This is a genomic window from Zobellia barbeyronii (assembly GCF_018603515.1).
GTDB lineage: Bacteria > Bacteroidota > Bacteroidia > Flavobacteriales > Flavobacteriaceae > Zobellia > Zobellia barbeyronii.
The window spans coordinates 23,460-41,927 of sequence record NZ_JACATN010000001.1 but is presented as its reverse complement, the minus strand read 5'-3'; the positions used below and the strand labels follow the sequence as shown (position 1 = coordinate 41,927).

Here is an 18,468-nt window from a genome sequence, read left to right as displayed (position 1 = left end):
ACTTAGGTATTGGACCAATTGGAATATTAATACTATTAATGGAATTAAATCATGAAGTACATTGTAATTATTTTTGTCTTATTCGCGAGTTGCAAAGGCGCTGGAGAATCGCAAATTGAAAAGGAACAAACGCCACTTACCACACAAGATTCCTTAAAAATTGAAAACTATGTAGAAAAGGCATATAAGTCGGGTTTGGACCCACAGAACTATCAGAAGTACCTTGACTCCATTTTACTGATTAAACCAGATTCGGCTTATTTTTGGCAACAAAAGGCGATGCCTCTATATAAAGCAAGAAAATATTCCGTTGGAAAACCATTTTTGAAAAAGGCAGCTGATTTAGACCCTCAGAACTTTTTGAGTTATAGTGCTTTTATGAAGTGTCTGTTTTCAAAAGAATATGAGGAGTCCATAGAGGAATTTATGGATATGAAAGAAAGGTTTGGTGATTCGTACGTAATGGATCATACTTACAATTTTTATATTGCTCTTGATTATCTGCAGTTAAACCGTTTTGATGAAGCCAAGGTATTTCTTATAAAAAGTAAAGAGCAACAATTAAAGGATTTTCCTGAGGACCCGCCGTACGAAGCTTGCCATTATATGGATTGGTTTTATCTGGGAATTGCAGAAATGGAACTTAATAACTATGCGGAAGCCTTAAAAATGTTTGACACTTCTTTACTTGTTTATACTAACTTTGCCGATGCCATGTACTATAAGGCTGTTTGTATGAAGCGGCTGGGGAAAATAGATGATGCTAAGCTATTATTTGAGGAGGCAATTAAGAATAAGGAAAATACAATAAACGAAGACCAGGTGTTCTACGAGATTTATCCATATCAGACATTTCATCGTTTAGGTTTCTTTTCTAGACAGTAACCACACACCCAATGACAATAAAACTGCAAACCCAAATACCTTTACAAAAGGCCCAAAACCAAATTGATTATGAGAGTCGGTTGGTTTTGTTGGGTTCTTGTTTTTCAGAAAATATAGGGCAAAAGTTCAATTACTTCAAGTTTCGGGCACTTCAGAATCCGTTTGGTATTTTGTTTCACCCCTTGGCGATAGAGAATTTGGTGTCTCGTGCAGTTTTACAAAAAGAGTATACTGAGGATGATGTTTTTTATCATAATGAACGCTGGCAATGCTATGATGCGCATTCAGATTTAAGTTCCGTTTCTAAAGAAGAGTTACTGATATCGCTTAATAATGGAATTAAAAATACAGTCGAAAATCTTGCTGATGCAACTCACATTAGTATAACCCTTGGTACGGCTTGGGTCTATCGTAATATAGAAACGGAAGCTGTGGTGGCCAACTGTCACAAGGTCCCACAAAAGCAGTTCTCTAAGGAGCTATTGGGGATTGAGGAGATTGTCTCAAGCTTAACTAACATTATAGCAGCTGTTCAATCTATAAACCCTAGTGTGCAATTTATTTTAACTGTATCCCCCGTACGACATTTAAAAGACGGGTTTGTAGAAAACCAACGTAGTAAGGCGCATTTGATAGCAGCCATACACGAGGTTGTAGAGGGCTCTAATTTAAAGGCAGACTACTTTCCTTCATACGAGTTACAAATGGATGAGCTGCGTGATTATCGTTTTTATAAGGAGGATATGGTTCACCCCAGTCAATTGGCGGTGGATTATATTTGGGAGAAGTTTAAATTGGTATGGATTACAGAAGAAGCTCAAAAATCAATGCTACAGATTGATGCTATTCAAAAAGGACTTCGTCACAGACCATTTCATCCAGATTCTGAGCAGCATTTAAAATTCTTAAAATCTTTAGAACTTAAAATGGCAAACGTTCAAAAGCAGTTTCCGTTTATAGAATATTAGGGTACTAGTTCAGACAATTAGATTCTTCTCTCTGTTTCGTCAATTTCAATATGTATTGTAACTTCATCTTATGAAAAAAGTATTTGTAGGGGTTCTTATTACCTTGGCAGTAGTTTTGGTGTTCCGTTCGTGTGCTGAGGATAAGGAAGAGAAATCTATCCTTGAGGAAAACAGCATGCTTATACAAACGCAAATAGACAACGTAAGTAAGTTAATTGTTACAGAAGGCCATTTTGCCGAAGTGTATAACTACAAAGATTCTAAAATGCTTTTCGGGCCTTTTATATCCGCAGAAAAAAAAGCACTGGTTGTCGTTAATGCGGATGTAACCATTGCTTATGATTTGAGTAAGATAGATTTTGAGGTAGATGAGTCCAGTAAAACCTTGCGCATCAAAAGCATACCGGAACCGGAAGTGAAAATTAGTCCTGATTTTGAATATTATGATGTTAGTTCAGACTACCTGAATATGTTTGAAGCGAGCGACTATAATAAAATCAAGAAAAATGTAAATGCTTCACTTATGAAAAAGGTAGAAGCATCTGCATTAAAAACCAATGCTGAAAATCGCTTAATAAGTGAGCTGCAGAAATTTTACATTCTTACGAACTCATTGGGATGGACACTTGTCTATAATGATAAAACCGTAAACCAAGATTTACCTGAAGTGCTTTTTAAAGAGTAGAGCGGGCTCATGAAATTTTACTTTGCAAAAGTTTCGGCCCAAGCAATGTATTGATCCCAATCATAATCGGTAACATCGTGTTTTCCACTTCTCATATGATACGCAAGGGTTTGTTTAATAGGATGATTAACTTCTTGTACATCAGTTGAAGAAATTCCCTTTTTATCATATAACTCGTATACTTTGGTGGCATATTGTGCAGATAGGAATTCCCCTTTTGGATCCGCCCATTCATCCTCAACGGCACTTGCAACGTATAAAGGTCTTGGAGCAATAAGGGCTAATAGTTCATGCTGGTCCACAGGTAACATTTCTTCTTTATTACTGTATTTTTTGAAACTCTCAGAAAACCAATGTGGAAACGAAGTATTGATTTGACCAATTGTTTCTCCAAACTTACGTTTTGACAATGCAGCGCCACCACAACCTGAATCGTTACTAATAACACCTGCAAAACGAGGGTCTGTTGCGCCTGCCCAAAGTGCTGCTTTCCCCAATCTAGAATGTCCAAAAACAATAACACTAGATATATTGGTGTCATTCTCAAGATAATCCATGGCGCGGCTAAGACCATAGGCCCATGCGGCTATACTGCCCCATTCGTTGGTTTTTGGCTTGGTCTGACCTTCTTCGTAAAACAAACTGTGCAATCCGTCTGAAAAATCGTTCTTATCTGGATCTATTTCGCCATAATAAACAGTGGCTACACCATAACCCTTATCCAGCATTTTATCTATAGCCCAACGGTTCATTCGTACGCCTCGGGAAGCTTCTGTGGCTTTGTTATTACTAATTTTAAAATCTTCATTATTCCCACTCCATGCTTCTGTAATAATAACATTTGGGTCATTTGTAACGGTGTGGTTACCATAAAAATTGTAGCCTAGAAATACAGGTGCATTTTCATTCCCTGTTGGAAGGTAAAGAAGTATATTGAAATTTAACGAACGGTTGTTCTTCTTTAAGCCTACGGCAATTTGCTTGCGTTGTGCTTTTCCGCCTAATGCGTTATTGTCTTGTTCAATGACCTTGAAGGAATACTCATCCAATAAATCAGGTACTTTACCATAAATCTGCTTTTCAAAAAATTGATAGATTTCTAGCTTTCTATTTTCTTCCCATTGCTTACTATCCGTAATGGCGTCTCCTCCAAAGGAGGTAAGAGGGTCAGGTACTAAAAATTTAGGAACTTTGGTTTCATCATAATTGGCTTCCGGCTGTGCCGCAAGTGCAGATGTTATCAATGCAAAAGTTAGAAGAAGTAGTGGTTTCACGGTTGGTTGGTTGTTTGGGTTACTTAAGAAATTGTTGGTTTTATTTCAGTTTTTCAGTTTGACATTTATGGTTTACCAAGTCTAGTCCATCATCTATCAAATGGCCTACCTTAGGATTATTTAGTTTTACGGTTTGTAAATGCACCGAAATTTCATGAGCAAATTCATGATCTCCATTTTCTTTGGCAAGTTCGTACAGCTCAACTGGCAATAACCAATCATTAGGGTAATTGTCTCTTATTGCTTCAAAAACTTTATGCCTAGAAATCGTAATATTCTTGCCTTCTCTGAAATGGCGTATTTGCTCATAATATTGCTCTAATTGAGTATGAGAAGCATTGCTCTTAGATTTTATTGTGGTGGATGAAACCTTATGAGTAACTAAATTAAAACTACTTAAATCAGCAGGGCCGTTATAAGCGGAAGCTATTTCTTGCCCTACGGCCATACTATAAAGCTCGTCATTACTTTCAAAAAGAACCTTGTCATTATGAGTAACACAACAGTTTTTAAAGGTGACCAAAATAATATCTCCCTGTAAGTTACGGGTTCCGGTAATAATTTCTCCGGCTATTTTTATGTGACCGTCAAATTCTAAGGAAATCTGTTGTCCTTCAAAAATATTATAGGCCTTGAGATCAAGCGGACTCATATCTTCAATAGCCAAGTTCATTCCTTTTAGTTTTCCTAACGGGGAACCAAAGCCAGTGGCGTGCTGTTTAATGCTGTGCCCTACGAGTTCTTTATCACGAAAAGAGAGTGCTGTGGGGCCTATAGATTGAAAAAACACAGGTTTGCCTTCGTGCTCAATAACACTATCAAAATTACCTGAAATCTGAAGCCCTGTACTAAGTTCAATAGTACCTAGTTCTTTAGATGCAATGAGCTTTTTAATTCCACTTAAACCTCCACGGCGTAAAGCCATGGTATTTGCGAACTCCTCTAAAACTTGACTTAGATAGGCGAAATCTGGCGTAACAAAAAGCTGAGGTTGAGGTTGCGTAATGTCAAAGGAGGCATAGGCCGCGTCTATGGAGTACGGTTTTTTCTTTACTTCATCCGTCATGCACCAAGCACTCTCCCCAATAGAGGAAAGAAGTCCAGCGCCATATATTTTTGGATTTTCAGGTGTGCCAATAAGACCATATTCTACGGTCCACCAGTGTAAGTTCCTTATAAGTGCAATTTCACTGGGTTCTCCCATGTTATTTTGCAGGTCTTCAATGTGCTTTTCGGCTTGGTCTATATCTTCTTGTGGAGTGCCTTGGGCTTCTTTTATGATAGAAAGGTGTCGTACTGCCTCATAGAGTTCATAATCTTTCGAATTTGAAATAGCTTTAGAACCAATCTCACCAAATCTACGCAGGTATTCTGCATATTCAGGATTGGCAATAATAGGTGCATGACCTGCTCCTTCATGAATAATATCTGGTGCAGGTGTATATTCTATATGGTCTAACTGTCTTATATCTGAAGCAATGACCAATACATTATATGCTTGGAACTCCATAAATGCCGATGGAGGAATAAAACCATCAACCGCAACTGCGGCCCAACCTATTTCCTTTAGGATACGGTTCATGCCGTACATGTTTGGAATATGGTCTATGGAAATTCCGGTTTTTTGTAATCCTACTAGGTATGAAGCATGGGCGAACTTACTAAGGTAATCCACATTTTTACGCATCACATAGCGCCAAACGGCTTGATCAATAGCCGAGTATTCACCATAGTCTTGCGGTTTAATATACTGCTGCAAATGCGCAGGTAGTTTGTCAAGAACAGGATTACTAGTGTACGTCATTTTAGAAAGTTTTCTGTCATAAAGATACAAAAAAGGGTAGAGGAGTTTTTGCTTTCCATTAGGATGGGTGAGACTGCGGTGTAAAAAAAGCCCTTTTAAAATAAAAGAGCTTTTTGAATATGTTTTAACGAATTGGAATCGTTTTATTTAGCAGCTACCGCATTAGGTGGGTATTGCATCAAGATTTCAGAAACAAACTCGCGTATGCGTTGTTCTTTCTTTTCCATATTGCTAATGTTATTCAAATTGCCAACTCCTTTACCTTGCCATACCAATTCTTTGCTTTTAGAATCAATTAAATCAATGTACAGTGAACCTTCGGTACGGGTGCTAACATTATTGCCGCCTCCGCCCCAACCAGGGCCCCAATAGTAAGGGCTCCAGCCCCAGCCGCCGCCCCAGTAGTTGTTATAAATGTCTACTTGTTCTTTTTCTTTAGTGAATATACTTACCAAGATATCTGGGTTTTCAGATTTTGAAAAACCACGATTAGTCATTTCAGCTTCAATAGCACGTAGGATTCGTTTTTTGTCCAAATCGGAAATCTGAGCTTTGTCAATTCCTGTTTTATAAAAAGCGTACGTTTTGTAGCTATCAAAATTGGCTTCTTTGTCGTAATCAGAAAGCACGCGCACAGAAGTACAAGAGCTTAAGAATAGCAACACAAGCATGGGTACCACTAGAATTTTAATCTTTTTCATAACAAAGTATAGTATTTGGTGTTAATACATCATTTTCATAATAAGCAGTCTCAAAAATCATGCCGAACAACGGTTTTATTGGCGGTTGGTTTTAGGGTCAAAACCATATGGGCAGTGTCTGCAACCACTTTCGCAACAGTAACCTCTCTTTAGGTGGTACTGTTGGGTAAATACCCGATACCCTTCTTCCGATAAGTAAAAATCGCCTTCCTCAGGCGGAATTATTTCTTTCATCAACTCTTTTTCCGTTGTATTTCGTGAGTATAAAATTACTCCATTTAGTTGGCAAACAACCAAAAACGATTTTAAAACCGTACATTTTATATGCGTTTAAGAGTATTTTAACGAATCATTATAATTATTGGCAGCAATGTTGTGTTATCGAAAATGACGGCTTAATAACAATTAACTTTATTAAGTGCCGTTTAAACCTTTGATTATGATCTTAGTCTTTAGACATTTTTTTTATAAGAACTATGTTGGTCTATCACTTTGGCCCTTCATCATTTTAAAACATGACGAACTCAAAGAAGATATTGTATTGATCAATCATGAGAAAATTCACTTAAAGCAACAACAAGAATTGCTGATAGTTTTTTTCTACTTCCTCTATATCTCAGAATGGCTTATACGAACGGCTGTTTATTTTGATAGTTATAAGGCGTACCAGAATATTAGTTTTGAGCGCGAGGCCTATTCAAACGAGAAAAATTTGAATTATACCAATGAGCGTAAAGCGTTTAGTTTTATTAAATATCTTACGAAATAGATTTTGTAATTAGGCTTACGTAATTAATACTTCACTTTAATAGCACTATTTTTCGCCCTACTTTTGTCAAGTATGCGAGAAACTACCGAAAATCAAGAAGTACATTTACCTATTCTTGACCAGAAAGGAGTATCCCTTGTTCTTAAAAGGGAAGACCGCATACACCCATTAATTTCTGGGAATAAATACAGAAAACTTAAATACAATTTAAAAGAAGCAAAGACACAAGGTTTTGATACGCTTCTTACGTTTGGCGGGGCTTTTTCCAACCATATTGCAGCTACGGCCTACGCCGGTAAAATTCATGGTTTAAAAACTATTGGAATTATACGGGGCGAGGAACTTGCCCAAAAATGGCAAGAGAATAGTACTTTAAAACTAGCGGAATCCCATGGTATGCAATTCAAATTTGTTTCTAGGGAAGCATACCGAGAAAAAGATACTCCACAATTTATTGATGAATTAAAAGAAGAATTTGGTGCTTTTTATCTTTTGCCAGAAGGCGGAACCAATCCTTTGGCTATAAAGGGCTGTGAAGAAATTCTAACTACAAGTGATACCGATTTTGATGTAGTTTGTTGTGCCGTTGGTACGGGTGGTACCATAGCAGGGATTAGTAATGGTGCATTTGCGTCACAAAAAGTTTTAGGGTTTCCGGCACTTAAAGGAGATTTTTTACAAGAAGATATTTGTAAATTTGCATTGAGAGAAAATTGGAAGTTGGTAACAGACTATCATTTTGGAGGTTACGCAAAGGTGACAGAAGAGTTGGTAAGTTTTATAAACGATTTCAAATTAAATACTCAAATACCGTTAGACCCCATTTATACAGGGAAAATGATATATGGTATTTTAGATTTAATTCAGAAAGGATATTTTCCTCCTAAAACAAAAATACTGGCTATCCATAGTGGAGGGCTCCAAGGTATTGACGGGATGAACCGTAATTTGCTGAAGAAAAATCTACCATTAATAAATATATGACACGTAGACTTATAGTATTATCTCTTTTGAGCATAGTTTTTATTGGATGTAAAGCAAAGCGCACGGTTGCGACCAAAAGTGAAGCTCCAAAAAAGAAAACAGAAGTAGTTGTTGTAAAAAAAGAGACCAAAAAACCGAACGATGGTCTTTTTCCCATGCCTGAAGATACAGGAGAATTCTTACGTTTTAGTATTGGGTCTCCCGAAGAATATGTAGAGACTTTTTATGAGGTAGCCCAAATGGAAATGAAAGCTTTTGGCATACCGGCAAGTATTACGTTAGCTCAAGGTTTGTTGGAAAGTGGACTAGGAAAAGGAGCTTTAGCTTTAAAAACAAATAACCATTTTGGAATAAAATGCCATACGGGTTGGGAAGGTGATTATGATTTTCATGATGATGATGAAAAAGGAGAATGCTTTAGAAAATACAATCACCCTATGTACTCTTACCGTGATCACAGTCTATTTTTAAAAGGCCGTTCGCGTTATGGCTTTTTATTCGATTATAGGAACGACGATTATAAAAGGTGGGCCAAAGGCTTAAGACAGGCTGGTTATGCTACTGATAAGCACTATCCGCAAAAGCTTATTTCATTAATTGAACGCTATGAACTGTACAAATATGATACAGAAATAGCGAAGCAAGTGTATAGTCAAAGAAAAGAAGAACCTGTAATAGCTGCTCGTACACAGAACAAAGTACATATTGTTCAAAAAGGAGATACGTTGTATTCTATCTCTAGGTCATATTCAGTTTCCGTCGAGGATTTAAAACGATGGAACTATATGTACGATAGTAATTTAGACATAGGTCAAGAACTTACCGTTAAGACAGAAAATTTCAATAAATAGATGTTATATCAAAGAAGTAGTGCCCTATTTGCTGAGGCGCAAAAATATATTCCAGGAGGAGTCAACTCACCAGTTCGTGCTTTTAAAGCAGTAGGTGGAGACCCTATTTTTGTAAAAAAAGCAAAAGGAGCTTATTTGTATGATGAAGATGATAATCGGTTAATCGATTATATCGCTTCATGGGGTCCGTTAATTTTGGGCCATGCTCATGAATCCGTAATTAATGCGGTAATAGAGAAAGCAAAACTAGGTACTTCGTTTGGAATGCCTACAGAAATTGAAACCCAGTTAGCGCAATTGGCAGTTTCTATGGTGCCAAATATTGATAAAATAAGATTTGTAAACAGCGGGACGGAAGCTTGTATGAGTGCTGTACGTTTGGCTCGTGGGTATACAGGGAAAGATAAGATTATAAAATTCGCTGGTTGTTACCATGGTCATTCAGATTCATTTTTGATACAAGCGGGTAGTGGAGCTGTTACTTTTGGTAGCCCTAACAGTCCTGGCGTAACAAAGGGTACTGCAAAAGACACCCTTTTGGCTATCTATAATGATATTGAAAGTGTTCGTGCATTGGTAGCTGCAAATAAAGGTGAAATCGCAACGGTAATTATTGAACCGGTTGCGGGTAATATGGGATGTATAGTTCCTACGGATGAATTTATAAAAGGACTTCGTGAACTTTGTACCCAAGAAGGTATTTTATTATTGTTTGATGAGGTTATGACCGGTTTCCGTTTAGGAAAAGGTGGAGCTCAGGAAGCACTTGGTATTGATGCAGATATTGTTTGTTTTGGAAAAGTGATAGGTGGAGGTTTACCTGTTGGTGCTTTTGCAGCTAAAACAGAAATTATGTCGCATTTGGCGCCGGAAGGTCCCGTTTATCAAGCAGGAACCTTAAGTGGTAACCCATTAGCTATGGCTGCTGGTTTAGCAATGCTTACGGAGTTGAATAACAAGCCTGAAGTTTTTGAAAGTTTAGCTAAAAAGACTGCTTACCTTCATGAAGGTCTAGATTCTGTTTTAAAGGAAAAAGGTGTTCCTTACCAAATCAATAGATTTGGAAGTATGATATCAGTACATTTTACTGAAAACCCTGTGGTTGATTTTGACAGCTCAGCAAAAGGTAACAATGAGACCTTTAAAAAGTACTTTCATGGCATGCTAGAAAATGGCATTTACTTACCTCCAAGTGCATTTGAAAGCTATTTTTTAAATGACGCTCTTACCTATGCGGATATAGATGAAACCGTAGCAGCTTTGAAAAAAGTGAATTTATAGACAATTGTTACAATGCCGGGTTATTCACTATCCGGCATTGTAGCAAATTTTTTTCTTTTATTTTCGAACCAATTCTGCATACCGTTGGGCGTTTGCATAAGATTTTGCATCTCTTCCATTGCTTTTAGATGGGCCCCATCTTTTTTCTGAAACATTTCCATACCGTGCTTTTTACTTAGTTCGGCAATTTCTTCAAATGTATTTGCAGAAAATTCCACATCACAGGCACCACCTAGTTGTTTGCATGTCATTGTTTTCATGAGAAAGTGTTTTTAGTAATCGTTTAAAGTTTGTTATAAAGACTTAGCACTTTAGTTAAATCTATTTTGTTGTCTATCTTATAGAAATAGCATAGTTGCCATTTTTGGGTGGTTAGCGCTTGTTTACTTGTTGCTTTATCCCAATAAGGGTATACGCGAAAACCACGTTTGCCTTCCTTTTTTAATGTTGAAACTATTCCCTTTTCAAGTAGTACGTTTTTAGGGAATACAAATTGCCCTAACATATCACCCTTACTTACATTAATTACGAAGTAATCAAATAAATCACTTTCTTCAAAAGGGCAAATAGGACCATTTTCAATCCGCTTCCAAAAAGTGACAAACTGCCCAACCTTCTTTGGTGTTATTTTAGCATCCCTACAGATAATGATATTTGTATTCAGATTAAACCTGCATGCTTGATAATCTCTGCTTTCTTCTTCTAATTCAAAATTAGATATAGATAAGTGAGATGGTTGGTATATTTTAGAAACAATACGTTCAAGTTCTTCGCTCATTAATTTTTGCTGTAGCATAAAAATAGCTAAATAAGTAGTAGTCTTGGGAACAAAAAAAAAGGGCTGCACATATGTGCAGCCTTTTTTTACAGAAAATATACGCGCTTACTTTTTTGATTTACGCTCTGCTTTTCTTTTTTTAGAATGTTTTTGACCTCTTTGGTGATGCATTGTTTGCCATTTCTCGTATTGCTCGGCAGAAAGAATCTTTTTCATTTCAGCTTTACGGGCAATCATTTTGTCCAATTTGGCATTTTGCATAGCGTAACGCTCATCTGAAGTTAGTTTTTTACGTTCACCTTCTTCTTTCTGCGCTTTTCGTTCTTCATGTTTAGCTTTACGTTCTTTAGCATCCTCTAAATTAATGGCCTTTATTTTTTGTTCTTGGGCCGATGTTAAGTCTAAAGCCAAGGTCATTTTCTTCGTATGAAGGGTTGCAATCTGTTCTGCAGTTAGGTCTTTCATACCATCTCTACCGTGACCTTTTTCTCTTTGGGCCATTGCGGTAAGCCCTACCATACAAACTAATGCTACAATTATTTTTTTCATGTTTTTTTTTGTTTAAGATTATACTACTTAGAGTCAGAAGGAACAATAAGGTTTAACCAGATTATCTTATTTATGTAATAATTAACAGGATGGAGAGGTTGACTTTAGAGCATGAAAAAGGGCGAAGAAATGAATTCTTCGCCCTTACAAAGTAGGTCGTTCAATGTTTAAATATTTTAGTCTAATGTCTCTGCAGAGCTAACTTGTTCCATATCTGCCGATGCCATTTCTACCGTCTGGGGAGATTGGTCAGAATTGGTTTGATTGTAATAAACTAATGATGCAATTACGAATCCGGCTAGGTATAAAGAACTTTTTAGTTTCTGAGACATGGGGTATGTTTTATTGATTCTGATATAAATTTAGGCAAAAGAAGAAGTTAGAAAAAAAGGTTGTTGTAAAGCGAGCTCAGGTTGTGGTCAACTTGCCCAAAATTGTTGTCTGCAATTTCGCTTCACCGATACGTGATGTAGTTCGTCGATGTTTTGGAGGATTGTGGTCATTTTTTCTAACAGGAAATGACACAACCCTACTAATAAACAGTATGGCGGCAATAATGCTTGCATAAAACATTATTGCCGCCATACTATCTATGTTGTTACTTAGGATTTAAAATCTGCTCTATACGGTTACTAACATCTTGTAAATGATACTTGCTCATGTTATCTGAAGTTCTTGCAATAGCATTTTCAATAGTTCGCTGTAAAATTTGCAATTCCGCACGGGCTACTGAACGAATATCCGATTGACTGGTATGTACAACTGTAGATTTTTGATAACCTCCAAAGTCAGGTTGTTTCTTTTGGTCTTTTACGGTCATCAAATAATTCAACCTTTCAACATGTGCCTTTTGAAGGTTTCTTCTATAGGTATCTATTTTCTGTCCGTTTTGTAATTCTGACCAGATACCGCTGCGCAGCTCGCTCATCATATTAGTTAATTGGTAAGCTTCTGCTCCGTTGGCAGTTTCATTTTCAACCAAACGTTGTAGCTTTCCTAAGCTGAGAATATTATCTAAAGTTTTAGTCTGCATTGCTCTTATCTCCTCTACAAAACCTGAATATTGAATTTTATTAAAAATATTCTGATCAAGAAGCCACTCCGGCGTAGCAAATAGTTGGTCTTGTAAAAAGACCATACAGTCTTGCTGATGCGCTTTTGTTACGGGTATATAAACGGCACCTTCTTGATCATAGGTTTTTTGATATTCGTAAACACCGCCAATATTATTGGATACATGACCCATATAGCGTTTGAATTGGGCAACAACCTGACCGTAGATTTTTTCAAGATCTTCATACGTCTTTCCATCCTCTTTTGTCCATGAAATAAGATTGGGTACAATACGCTTTAAATTCTCTATGCCGTACAAACTAGCTTTAATAGCATCATCGCCTAAATCCTCCGTTTGTGAACTTGGATCTACAACATCACCTACTTGTTGGTGTCCAAAACGATATAAAGGATCTCCTGCATGTTCTAAAATCCAACTATCAAGAATTTTGTTTTCCTCTTCCGCAGAAACATCTAAAATAGGTTTGTATCCCCATTTAATAGCATACTTGTCATAAACACCAATATTAGGCATCAGAGCAACATCGCCATCACCTGGCTGGGCTACATAGTTAAAACGAGCATAATCCATTATAGAGGGAGCCGTACCATATTTTTTAGTAAAGGAAGCTGATCGGAGAGAATCCACAGGATAGGCAACACTACTACCCATATTGTGAGGTAAACCTAGTGTATGACCAACTTCATGAGCAGAAACAAAACGAATTAACCGTCCCATAGTTTCATCTTTAAACTCTGTAGTTCTAGCATCAGGGTTTATGGCTGCCGTCTGTACAAAAAACCAGTTATGTAATAAGGTCATTACATTATGATACCAGTTAATATCAGATTCTAATATTTCACCACTTCGTGGATCGCTTACATGCGGTCCGTTGGCATTTGGAATTGGGGAGGCTAGATAACGAACTACAGAATAACGCACATCTTCAGGAGACCATTCTGGGTCTTCAAGAACAGAAGGTGGTTCTTTGGCAATGATAGCATTTTTAAAACCTGCCTCTTCAAAAGCAACCTGCCAATCTTCAATACCTTGCTTTATATAAGGAAGCCATTTCTTTGGCGTAGCTCTATCTACATAATATATAATCTGCTTTTTGGGTTCTACCAGCTCGCCATTTTTGTATTTTTCCAAGTCCTCATCTTTGACTTCCAAACGCCAGCGATCAAGGAATTTTACTGTTTTACTTTTTTGAGCGTCCAAACCATAATCCGTTTGGGCACTTTCAAACCAACCAACACGCTCATCAAAGTCACGGCGTCTCATAGGCTCGGCAGGTAAGAGTATCATAGAGTTGTTGATTTCTATAGAAATAGAACCAAGACTACCATTACTGGGGGGCTTTTTTGCCAAGTAGGTTTTTACGTGGCGTGCTTCAACGTTTAAAGGATAACTCTTAATAGATTCAATATAGCTTCTTGTCTCATCTAATCGGGAGACTTTATATTTTTCTCTATATGAATCAGGCATGCCTAAGGCTTGTGCATCTTTTTCAAAAAGTTCGTTTACCTGAATTACCGTAGTTGGGTTTGCTGTATCCTTTTTTACGGCCATTATATCAAAAGCAAAGAGGACCGGTTCAAAATTAGAATTTACAACCGCCTCATGTACAGGTAACGAATCTGCGGCAACAATCTCATGACTTACGACACGAAGTAAAACCTTTTTAGGCTTCCTTTCCCAGCGAAGTACCTGAGTATTAATCTTACCTCCACCAAAACCAATACCGGTAGCCGTCTTTGAAATCCTACTTACCATCAACATTTCTTTGTTGAAAAGCGAATCTGGTATTTCATAAAAGTGATTTTCATCTACTATATGTATATCAAAAAGGCCTTTGTCGGTTTTTGCGTCTTTGGTTATGACTTTGCCATATGGTTTTATTTTAGATTTTTTGTCATCATCTTTTTTATCTGACTTCTCCGTATTGTCTTTCTTCTTTTTAAAAATTTGAGCTTCGGCTGAAAAAGTAGTAATAACGAGTAATGAGAAAACTACTTTGGTAAATACTGTTTTAAACATGTAAGCTTTGATTAGAATGTTTTGATGTGTTATGAAACAGAGTAATGCCATGATTATGGGGCAATCCTATTAATAGTCGTAAATATAACATTTTTGTGCCTTTACCTTTTAAGGCTGGTTAAGAGATTATTGGGGATAAATTGCAGAGCTTATTACCAATTCTACAAAATCATATTTTTTAAAGTGTCGATGAAAAGCACAAAATACCGATGACACGTATACGCTAATTCTAAAGTGCTGTTAGTCAGAAAAAAAATGTGCTTTTTTCTGTAATAAAAATTCCCTACAAACTGTGAGTGTCTAGCAAATAATGAAACGCTAAAATGCGAACTTGGTAGAGTTTTGATTCACATTTTACGAATTTGATTATTTAAGCTTTTTTAGGAAAGCTCCCACAAAATATAAAGAACAATAAAGAGATGTTTCGGCGTTATATAGACTCGTAAATAAATTTACCAAGTTATGATTAACAAGAGTTTAAAAATAAGTATGATATTGGGTCTTATATTCGCAAACGGAGTTTTTGCAGCTGATCCATTAACCGAAAAAGATGATACGGTTATTCATTCTATTAATTATATTGATGAAGACACAGATTTTGATCTTGGCTTCGATACTGCAGATTATCTGCCAGAAAATTTCGATGCTAATGATATTTATGTCGATTTAGGTGCTATTCCTTTTATTGAGTCTGATGCTAATGTCATTCTAAATACCAATAAATACCTTCCACAGGGTTTTAATGCTTATGCATATCCTAAGAATGTAGAGGATTTCAATTACATCGATTCAAACGACGAAATTTCTTTCGATTTTGATACAAAAAAACATCTACCAAACGGCTTTGATCCGTATATAAGGAACAATTAACCATTGTAAATTATTTGAATTAGCTAGCTAAAACCCCTGTTATAACAGGGGTTTTGTGCTTTGTATAATCTATGTTCTTCTTTCTGTAGCGTTTTCGTTTAAAATACTAACGGGACTACAAATTGAAACATAAGAACTAATAGTGCTACAGCTATTAGATTCAATATAATACCAACTCGTGCCATTTCATTCACTTTTACATATCCACTGGCAAAGACAATTGCATTTGGAGGTGTAGCCATGGGAAGCATAAAGGCACAGCTACTTGCTATGGTAACCGGAATTAATAAATAGAGTACAGGAATATCCAGCCCTATTGCAATACCGGCCACAACAGGGGCAAGTACGGCAATTAAAGCAACGTTACTCATAAGTTCTGTCATAAAGAGCATTAGCGTAATCAATAGAATAGCGGTGAATAAAATACTCACATGGCTATTACCGATTGCTGCTGAAACCATATCTACAATACCACTTACGGACATGCCCTTTGCTAATGCCAAGCCTCCTCCAAAAAGGATGAGAATACCCCAAGCTAATTTTTGGGTGTCTTTCCATTCAATGATAAAATCACCCTTCTTTAAATTATAAGGTATCGCAAACATTGCAATGGCTGCCATAATACTGATCATGGTATCGTTTAATTTCAGTGCAGGGAATATGCCGTTTATGACGGTTCTAAAAATCCATAGAAAAACGGTAACACCAAAAATACAGAGTACCATTTTCTCTTTTCCGCTCATAGGTCCCAACTTCTTCAACTCATTGTTGATGACATCTTTTGAGGCAGAGAATACCAAGTCACGGTTAGGATACATCCACTTGACTAAAACCAAATAACTGATCCAAATCATCAAGGCCGAAAAAGGAACTCCAATAACCATCCACTTTAGAAAAGAGATTTCAATATTATATTCGTTTTCCAAAAGACCAATCATAACAGAATTGGGGGGTGTGCCAATAACTGTGGCAACGCCTCCGGCATTAGCAGAAAAAGCTATGCCCAACATTACGGAAAGGGCAAAATTCTTATCGCTTTTTGTAAAACCATCTGCATCATTCACCAAAAGATTAATAACAGACATTGCAATAGGTAACATTACCACCGTTGTGGCAGTGTTACTAATCCACATACTTAAGGATGCCGTAGCAATCATAAAACCTAGTACTACCTTATTGGGCGTTGTACCGGTAATTTTTATAATATTGAGTGCAATTCGCTTATGAAGATTCACTTTCTCAAGTGCCAAAGCCAATACGAAACCACCAAAGAATAAGAAAATTATAGGGCTACCATAATTTGCTCCCACATCACCAATATCCATTATTTTAAGAAATGGAAAAAGGAGTAGGGGTAATAGAGCAGTTACTGAAATTGAGACAGCTTCGGTTATCCACCAAATGACCATCCAAACGGCAACGGCAATTACAGCATCTCCTTTCTCGGAGACTAAATCAAAAGGCAAAAAACGAATAACGAAAAAAAGAATAGGTCCTAGAAAGAGTCCTGCTTTTCTGCTGAAGTCCATAGTTTTTAATTGGTGCTCCTAAGCTATGTTTTTTCTTTTGTTTTTGAAAATTAATATACAATGGTGTCTGAAGCAATTGGAGGAAGTTGATAGTTCCCAAAGTCAATACTAATTTTTGGGTTGTTTAGTTTTACGTTCTGCGGAGTTGCTTCGGTACCATGTAAATAAAGTTGCCGTAATTTTTTGAACTTATTTAAAGCTTCTAAATGTTCTGTTTTTAGGGAGGTGCTTGTTAAGTTGATGGATTTTAAATGTTCTAGTGAAGTCAGAAGAGACAAGTTTTTTCCGGTGATAGCTGTATGGTCTAACAATAGTATGGTTAGGTTTGGAAGTTTAGCCAGTTTTGAAAAAATTCCATCAGTAATTTTAGTTTGGCCCAGGTCTATTCTAGAAATTTGTTCTTTGATAGGGAGTAGCACCTCAAAATCGGCATCAGTGAAAGTCGGTTTGTTGATGCAAGAAGCACTTAGGAAATTAGAGGATTTACTAATTTGATCAATATGAATTCCAGTAGCCTCTATAACTTTGATTTGCTCTTCAGATGCGGCGACTATTTCTATATTCGGGTGGTCAAAATCTTCTTTTTTAGGGAAGAAAGAAATAAAGAGTGATTTTTCAAGACCAGATTCGGCTATGGTTTTTTCAAAGGAACTGCCAGCATCAATCCACGCACGGACCAATTCTACTTCTTCTTTAGATGGCTGAGTTTTACCTTCAGGAGGCATATGGTCGTCATTATCCATAGGAAGTATGAGCCTTGTAAATAGTTCGCTTTCCGAAGACTTTGAGGTTTCAATTACCGATCCATTTTCACCTCCGTTTAGAATACCTTCCTCCGAGTTTAGCAGAAGTTCGCCCTTAGCTTTTTTTGGATTATGGCAACTCACGCATTTGTTGTTCAATATAGGTTTGATAACATCTTCGTAGAGTAGGGCATCTTGCCAGTTTGCTTCGTTTAGGCTAATTTCTTTCTCTTCAAAAGTCTCAAAGCCTAAAGCCGATTTTATAGAATTGGGTAAAGGTTCAATTAAATACTCTTCGCCATGAGTGATGTTTCCACCTTGATGGCCGGTAAAGGAAATCAATATAAAAAGGAAAATGCCCCAACCGATTACAGGGAGCTTCGATAGAAAATCAAAAGCTTGAATCGCTTTCAACTTAGCATACATCAAAAAAGAAAAAAGAGCTGTCGCAATACCCGACCACAAATGCCATTTTACCGTGTCAAAAGCATATCCTTCACCTAAATATTGTAAATAACCTGTAATACAGGCAAGAGTTGCAGTAATACCCGCCCATAAGAAGATGATAGAAATTACAGAGTTGTTTTCTTTTCTCTTTCGATCGTACCATTGCAAAAGGAGACCTATCATTATAAAGCCTATCGGCAAATGCACAATGAGAGGGTGTAACCTGCCAAGAAGTTGTTTCAGAACGTCCATGCTA

At 36.9% G+C, this 18,468-nt stretch carries 19 protein-coding genes; 8 read left to right on the top strand and 11 right to left on the bottom strand.

The genetic code is table 11. The features are described from left to right. Positions 1 to 51: 51 nt before the first annotated feature. The 3 genes from HW347_RS00180 to HW347_RS00170 all read left to right on the top strand — a co-directional run bounded on the left by HW347_RS00180 (position 52) and on the right by HW347_RS00170 (position 2,538). Positions 52 to 885: a tetratricopeptide repeat protein gene (locus HW347_RS00180; protein WP_214609956.1), complete on the top strand. Its 834-nt coding sequence runs from the start codon at positions 52 to 54 to the stop codon at positions 883 to 885. Between the two features lie 11 nt (positions 886 to 896). Continuing rightward, positions 897 to 1,853 (top strand): GSCFA domain-containing protein, encoded by a 957-nt coding sequence (locus HW347_RS00175; RefSeq protein ID WP_225901783.1) that lies wholly within the window; start codon positions 897 to 899, stop codon positions 1,851 to 1,853. A 70-nt stretch (positions 1,854 to 1,923) separates the two neighbouring features. Beyond that, the gene (locus HW347_RS00170) at positions 1,924 to 2,538 is read left to right on the top strand and encodes a DUF4230 domain-containing protein (protein ID WP_214609955.1); all 615 of its coding nucleotides are present in this window, start codon (positions 1,924 to 1,926) and stop codon (positions 2,536 to 2,538) included. Between the two features lie 17 nt (positions 2,539 to 2,555). Here HW347_RS00170 and HW347_RS00165 read toward each other — a convergent pair whose 3' ends face one another. The 4 genes from HW347_RS00165 to HW347_RS00150 all read right to left on the bottom strand — a co-directional run bounded on the left by HW347_RS00165 (position 2,556) and on the right by HW347_RS00150 (position 6,551). Next, positions 2,556 to 3,812 carry a glucuronyl esterase domain-containing protein gene (locus HW347_RS00165; protein ID WP_317195293.1) on the bottom strand — a complete coding sequence of 419 codons (1,257 nt, stop codon included), beginning with the start codon at positions 3,810 to 3,812 and terminating at the stop codon, positions 2,556 to 2,558. A 40-nt stretch (positions 3,813 to 3,852) separates the two neighbouring features. Continuing rightward, positions 3,853 to 5,616, bottom strand: coding sequence for an aromatic amino acid hydroxylase (locus HW347_RS00160; protein WP_214609954.1), 1,764 nt, complete (start codon positions 5,614 to 5,616; stop codon positions 3,853 to 3,855). Positions 5,617 to 5,759: 143 nt separating this feature from the next. Next, on the bottom strand, positions 5,760 to 6,317 hold the full coding sequence (locus HW347_RS00155) for a DUF4136 domain-containing protein (RefSeq protein ID WP_155598251.1): 558 nt from the start codon (positions 6,315 to 6,317) through the stop codon (positions 5,760 to 5,762). Positions 6,318 to 6,392: 75 nt separating this feature from the next. Continuing rightward, positions 6,393 to 6,551 (bottom strand): DUF5522 domain-containing protein, encoded by a 159-nt coding sequence (locus HW347_RS00150; RefSeq protein ID WP_194533785.1) that lies wholly within the window; start codon positions 6,549 to 6,551, stop codon positions 6,393 to 6,395. 205 nt (positions 6,552 to 6,756) lie between these two features. On the opposite strand from HW347_RS00150, the gene HW347_RS00145 reads away from it, so the two are divergent. From HW347_RS00145 to hemL, 4 genes are all read left to right on the top strand, one after another. Then, positions 6,757 to 7,086, top strand: coding sequence for a hypothetical protein (locus tag HW347_RS00145; RefSeq protein ID WP_155598252.1), 330 nt, complete (start codon positions 6,757 to 6,759; stop codon positions 7,084 to 7,086). A 72-nt stretch (positions 7,087 to 7,158) separates the two neighbouring features. Further along, the gene (locus tag HW347_RS00140) at positions 7,159 to 8,070 is read left to right on the top strand and encodes a 1-aminocyclopropane-1-carboxylate deaminase/D-cysteine desulfhydrase (protein ID WP_214609953.1); all 912 of its coding nucleotides are present in this window, start codon (positions 7,159 to 7,161) and stop codon (positions 8,068 to 8,070) included. Continuing rightward, positions 8,067 to 8,921 (top strand): glucosaminidase domain-containing protein, encoded by an 855-nt coding sequence (locus HW347_RS00135; protein WP_214609952.1) that lies wholly within the window; start codon positions 8,067 to 8,069, stop codon positions 8,919 to 8,921. Before HW347_RS00140 ends, HW347_RS00135 begins: the two co-directional genes overlap by 4 nt. After that, a complete protein-coding gene (gene hemL / locus HW347_RS00130; RefSeq protein WP_214609951.1) occupies positions 8,922 to 10,202 on the top strand; it encodes a glutamate-1-semialdehyde 2,1-aminomutase in 1,281 nt (426 codons plus the stop codon). A 20-nt stretch (positions 10,203 to 10,222) separates the two neighbouring features. On the opposite strand, the gene HW347_RS00125 is transcribed toward hemL, so the two are convergent. From HW347_RS00125 to HW347_RS00105, 5 genes are all read right to left on the bottom strand, one after another. Further along, the gene (locus HW347_RS00125) at positions 10,223 to 10,462 is read right to left on the bottom strand and encodes a DUF1059 domain-containing protein (RefSeq protein WP_214609950.1); all 240 of its coding nucleotides are present in this window, start codon (positions 10,460 to 10,462) and stop codon (positions 10,223 to 10,225) included. Between the two features lie 23 nt (positions 10,463 to 10,485). Then, the gene (locus tag HW347_RS00120) at positions 10,486 to 10,980 is read right to left on the bottom strand and encodes a MepB family protein (protein ID WP_214609949.1); all 495 of its coding nucleotides are present in this window, start codon (positions 10,978 to 10,980) and stop codon (positions 10,486 to 10,488) included. A 105-nt stretch (positions 10,981 to 11,085) separates the two neighbouring features. After that, positions 11,086 to 11,529, bottom strand: a complete 444-nt coding sequence (locus HW347_RS00115) for a Spy/CpxP family protein refolding chaperone (RefSeq protein ID WP_214609948.1) — start codon at positions 11,527 to 11,529, stop codon at positions 11,086 to 11,088. Positions 11,530 to 11,705: 176 nt separating this feature from the next. Further along, on the bottom strand, positions 11,706 to 11,861 hold the full coding sequence (locus HW347_RS00110) for a hypothetical protein (RefSeq protein WP_155598258.1): 156 nt from the start codon (positions 11,859 to 11,861) through the stop codon (positions 11,706 to 11,708). Positions 11,862 to 12,127: 266 nt separating this feature from the next. Next, positions 12,128 to 14,623, bottom strand: coding sequence for a zinc-dependent metalloprotease (locus tag HW347_RS00105; RefSeq protein ID WP_214609947.1), 2,496 nt, complete (start codon positions 14,621 to 14,623; stop codon positions 12,128 to 12,130). 462 nt (positions 14,624 to 15,085) lie between these two features. On the opposite strand from HW347_RS00105, the gene HW347_RS00100 reads away from it, so the two are divergent. Continuing rightward, positions 15,086 to 15,493: a hypothetical protein gene (locus HW347_RS00100; protein ID WP_155598260.1), complete on the top strand. Its 408-nt coding sequence runs from the start codon at positions 15,086 to 15,088 to the stop codon at positions 15,491 to 15,493. Between the two features lie 98 nt (positions 15,494 to 15,591). On the opposite strand, the gene HW347_RS00095 is transcribed toward HW347_RS00100, so the two are convergent. Together HW347_RS00095 and HW347_RS00090 are read right to left on the bottom strand one after the other, a co-directional pair. Then, positions 15,592 to 17,022: an SLC13 family permease gene (locus tag HW347_RS00095; RefSeq protein ID WP_214609946.1), complete on the bottom strand. Its 1,431-nt coding sequence runs from the start codon at positions 17,020 to 17,022 to the stop codon at positions 15,592 to 15,594. Positions 17,023 to 17,072: 50 nt separating this feature from the next. Then, positions 17,073 to 18,464, bottom strand: a complete 1,392-nt coding sequence (locus HW347_RS00090) for a c-type cytochrome domain-containing protein (protein WP_214609945.1) — start codon at positions 18,462 to 18,464, stop codon at positions 17,073 to 17,075. Positions 18,465 to 18,468: the final 4 nt, after the last annotated feature.

What these genes read in the sequence shown, in the direction of transcription:
- HW347_RS00145 (WP_155598252.1), top strand. Translation starts at nt 6,757, where the DNA reads ATGATCTTAGTCTTTAGACATTTTTTTTATAAGAACTATGTTGGTCTA.
- HW347_RS00170 (WP_214609955.1), top strand. Translation starts at nt 1,924, where the DNA reads ATGAAAAAAGTATTTGTAGGGGTTCTTATTACCTTGGCAGTAGTTTTG.
- HW347_RS00115 (WP_214609948.1), bottom strand. Translation starts at nt 11,529, where the DNA reads ATGAAAAAAATAATTGTAGCATTAGTTTGTATGGTAGGGCTTACCGCA.
- HW347_RS00135 (WP_214609952.1), top strand. Translation starts at nt 8,067, where the DNA reads ATGACACGTAGACTTATAGTATTATCTCTTTTGAGCATAGTTTTTATT.
- HW347_RS00105 (WP_214609947.1), bottom strand. Translation starts at nt 14,623, where the DNA reads ATGTTTAAAACAGTATTTACCAAAGTAGTTTTCTCATTACTCGTTATT.
- HW347_RS00095 (WP_214609946.1), bottom strand. Translation starts at nt 17,022, where the DNA reads ATGGACTTCAGCAGAAAAGCAGGACTCTTTCTAGGACCTATTCTTTTT.
- HW347_RS00155 (WP_155598251.1), bottom strand. Translation starts at nt 6,317, where the DNA reads ATGAAAAAGATTAAAATTCTAGTGGTACCCATGCTTGTGTTGCTATTC.
- HW347_RS00175 (WP_225901783.1), top strand. Translation starts at nt 897, where the DNA reads ATGACAATAAAACTGCAAACCCAAATACCTTTACAAAAGGCCCAAAAC.
- HW347_RS00180 (WP_214609956.1), top strand. Translation starts at nt 52, where the DNA reads ATGAAGTACATTGTAATTATTTTTGTCTTATTCGCGAGTTGCAAAGGC.
- HW347_RS00120 (WP_214609949.1), bottom strand. Translation starts at nt 10,980, where the DNA reads ATGAGCGAAGAACTTGAACGTATTGTTTCTAAAATATACCAACCATCT.
- HW347_RS00090 (WP_214609945.1), bottom strand. Translation starts at nt 18,464, where the DNA reads ATGGACGTTCTGAAACAACTTCTTGGCAGGTTACACCCTCTCATTGTG.
- HW347_RS00100 (WP_155598260.1), top strand. Translation starts at nt 15,086, where the DNA reads ATGATTAACAAGAGTTTAAAAATAAGTATGATATTGGGTCTTATATTC.
- HW347_RS00150 (WP_194533785.1), bottom strand. Translation starts at nt 6,551, where the DNA reads ATGAAAGAAATAATTCCGCCTGAGGAAGGCGATTTTTACTTATCGGAA.
- HW347_RS00125 (WP_214609950.1), bottom strand. Translation starts at nt 10,462, where the DNA reads ATGAAAACAATGACATGCAAACAACTAGGTGGTGCCTGTGATGTGGAA.
- HW347_RS00110 (WP_155598258.1), bottom strand. Translation starts at nt 11,861, where the DNA reads ATGTCTCAGAAACTAAAAAGTTCTTTATACCTAGCCGGATTCGTAATT.
- hemL (WP_214609951.1), top strand. Translation starts at nt 8,922, where the DNA reads ATGTTATATCAAAGAAGTAGTGCCCTATTTGCTGAGGCGCAAAAATAT.
- HW347_RS00140 (WP_214609953.1), top strand. Translation starts at nt 7,159, where the DNA reads ATGCGAGAAACTACCGAAAATCAAGAAGTACATTTACCTATTCTTGAC.
- HW347_RS00160 (WP_214609954.1), bottom strand. Translation starts at nt 5,616, where the DNA reads ATGACGTACACTAGTAATCCTGTTCTTGACAAACTACCTGCGCATTTG.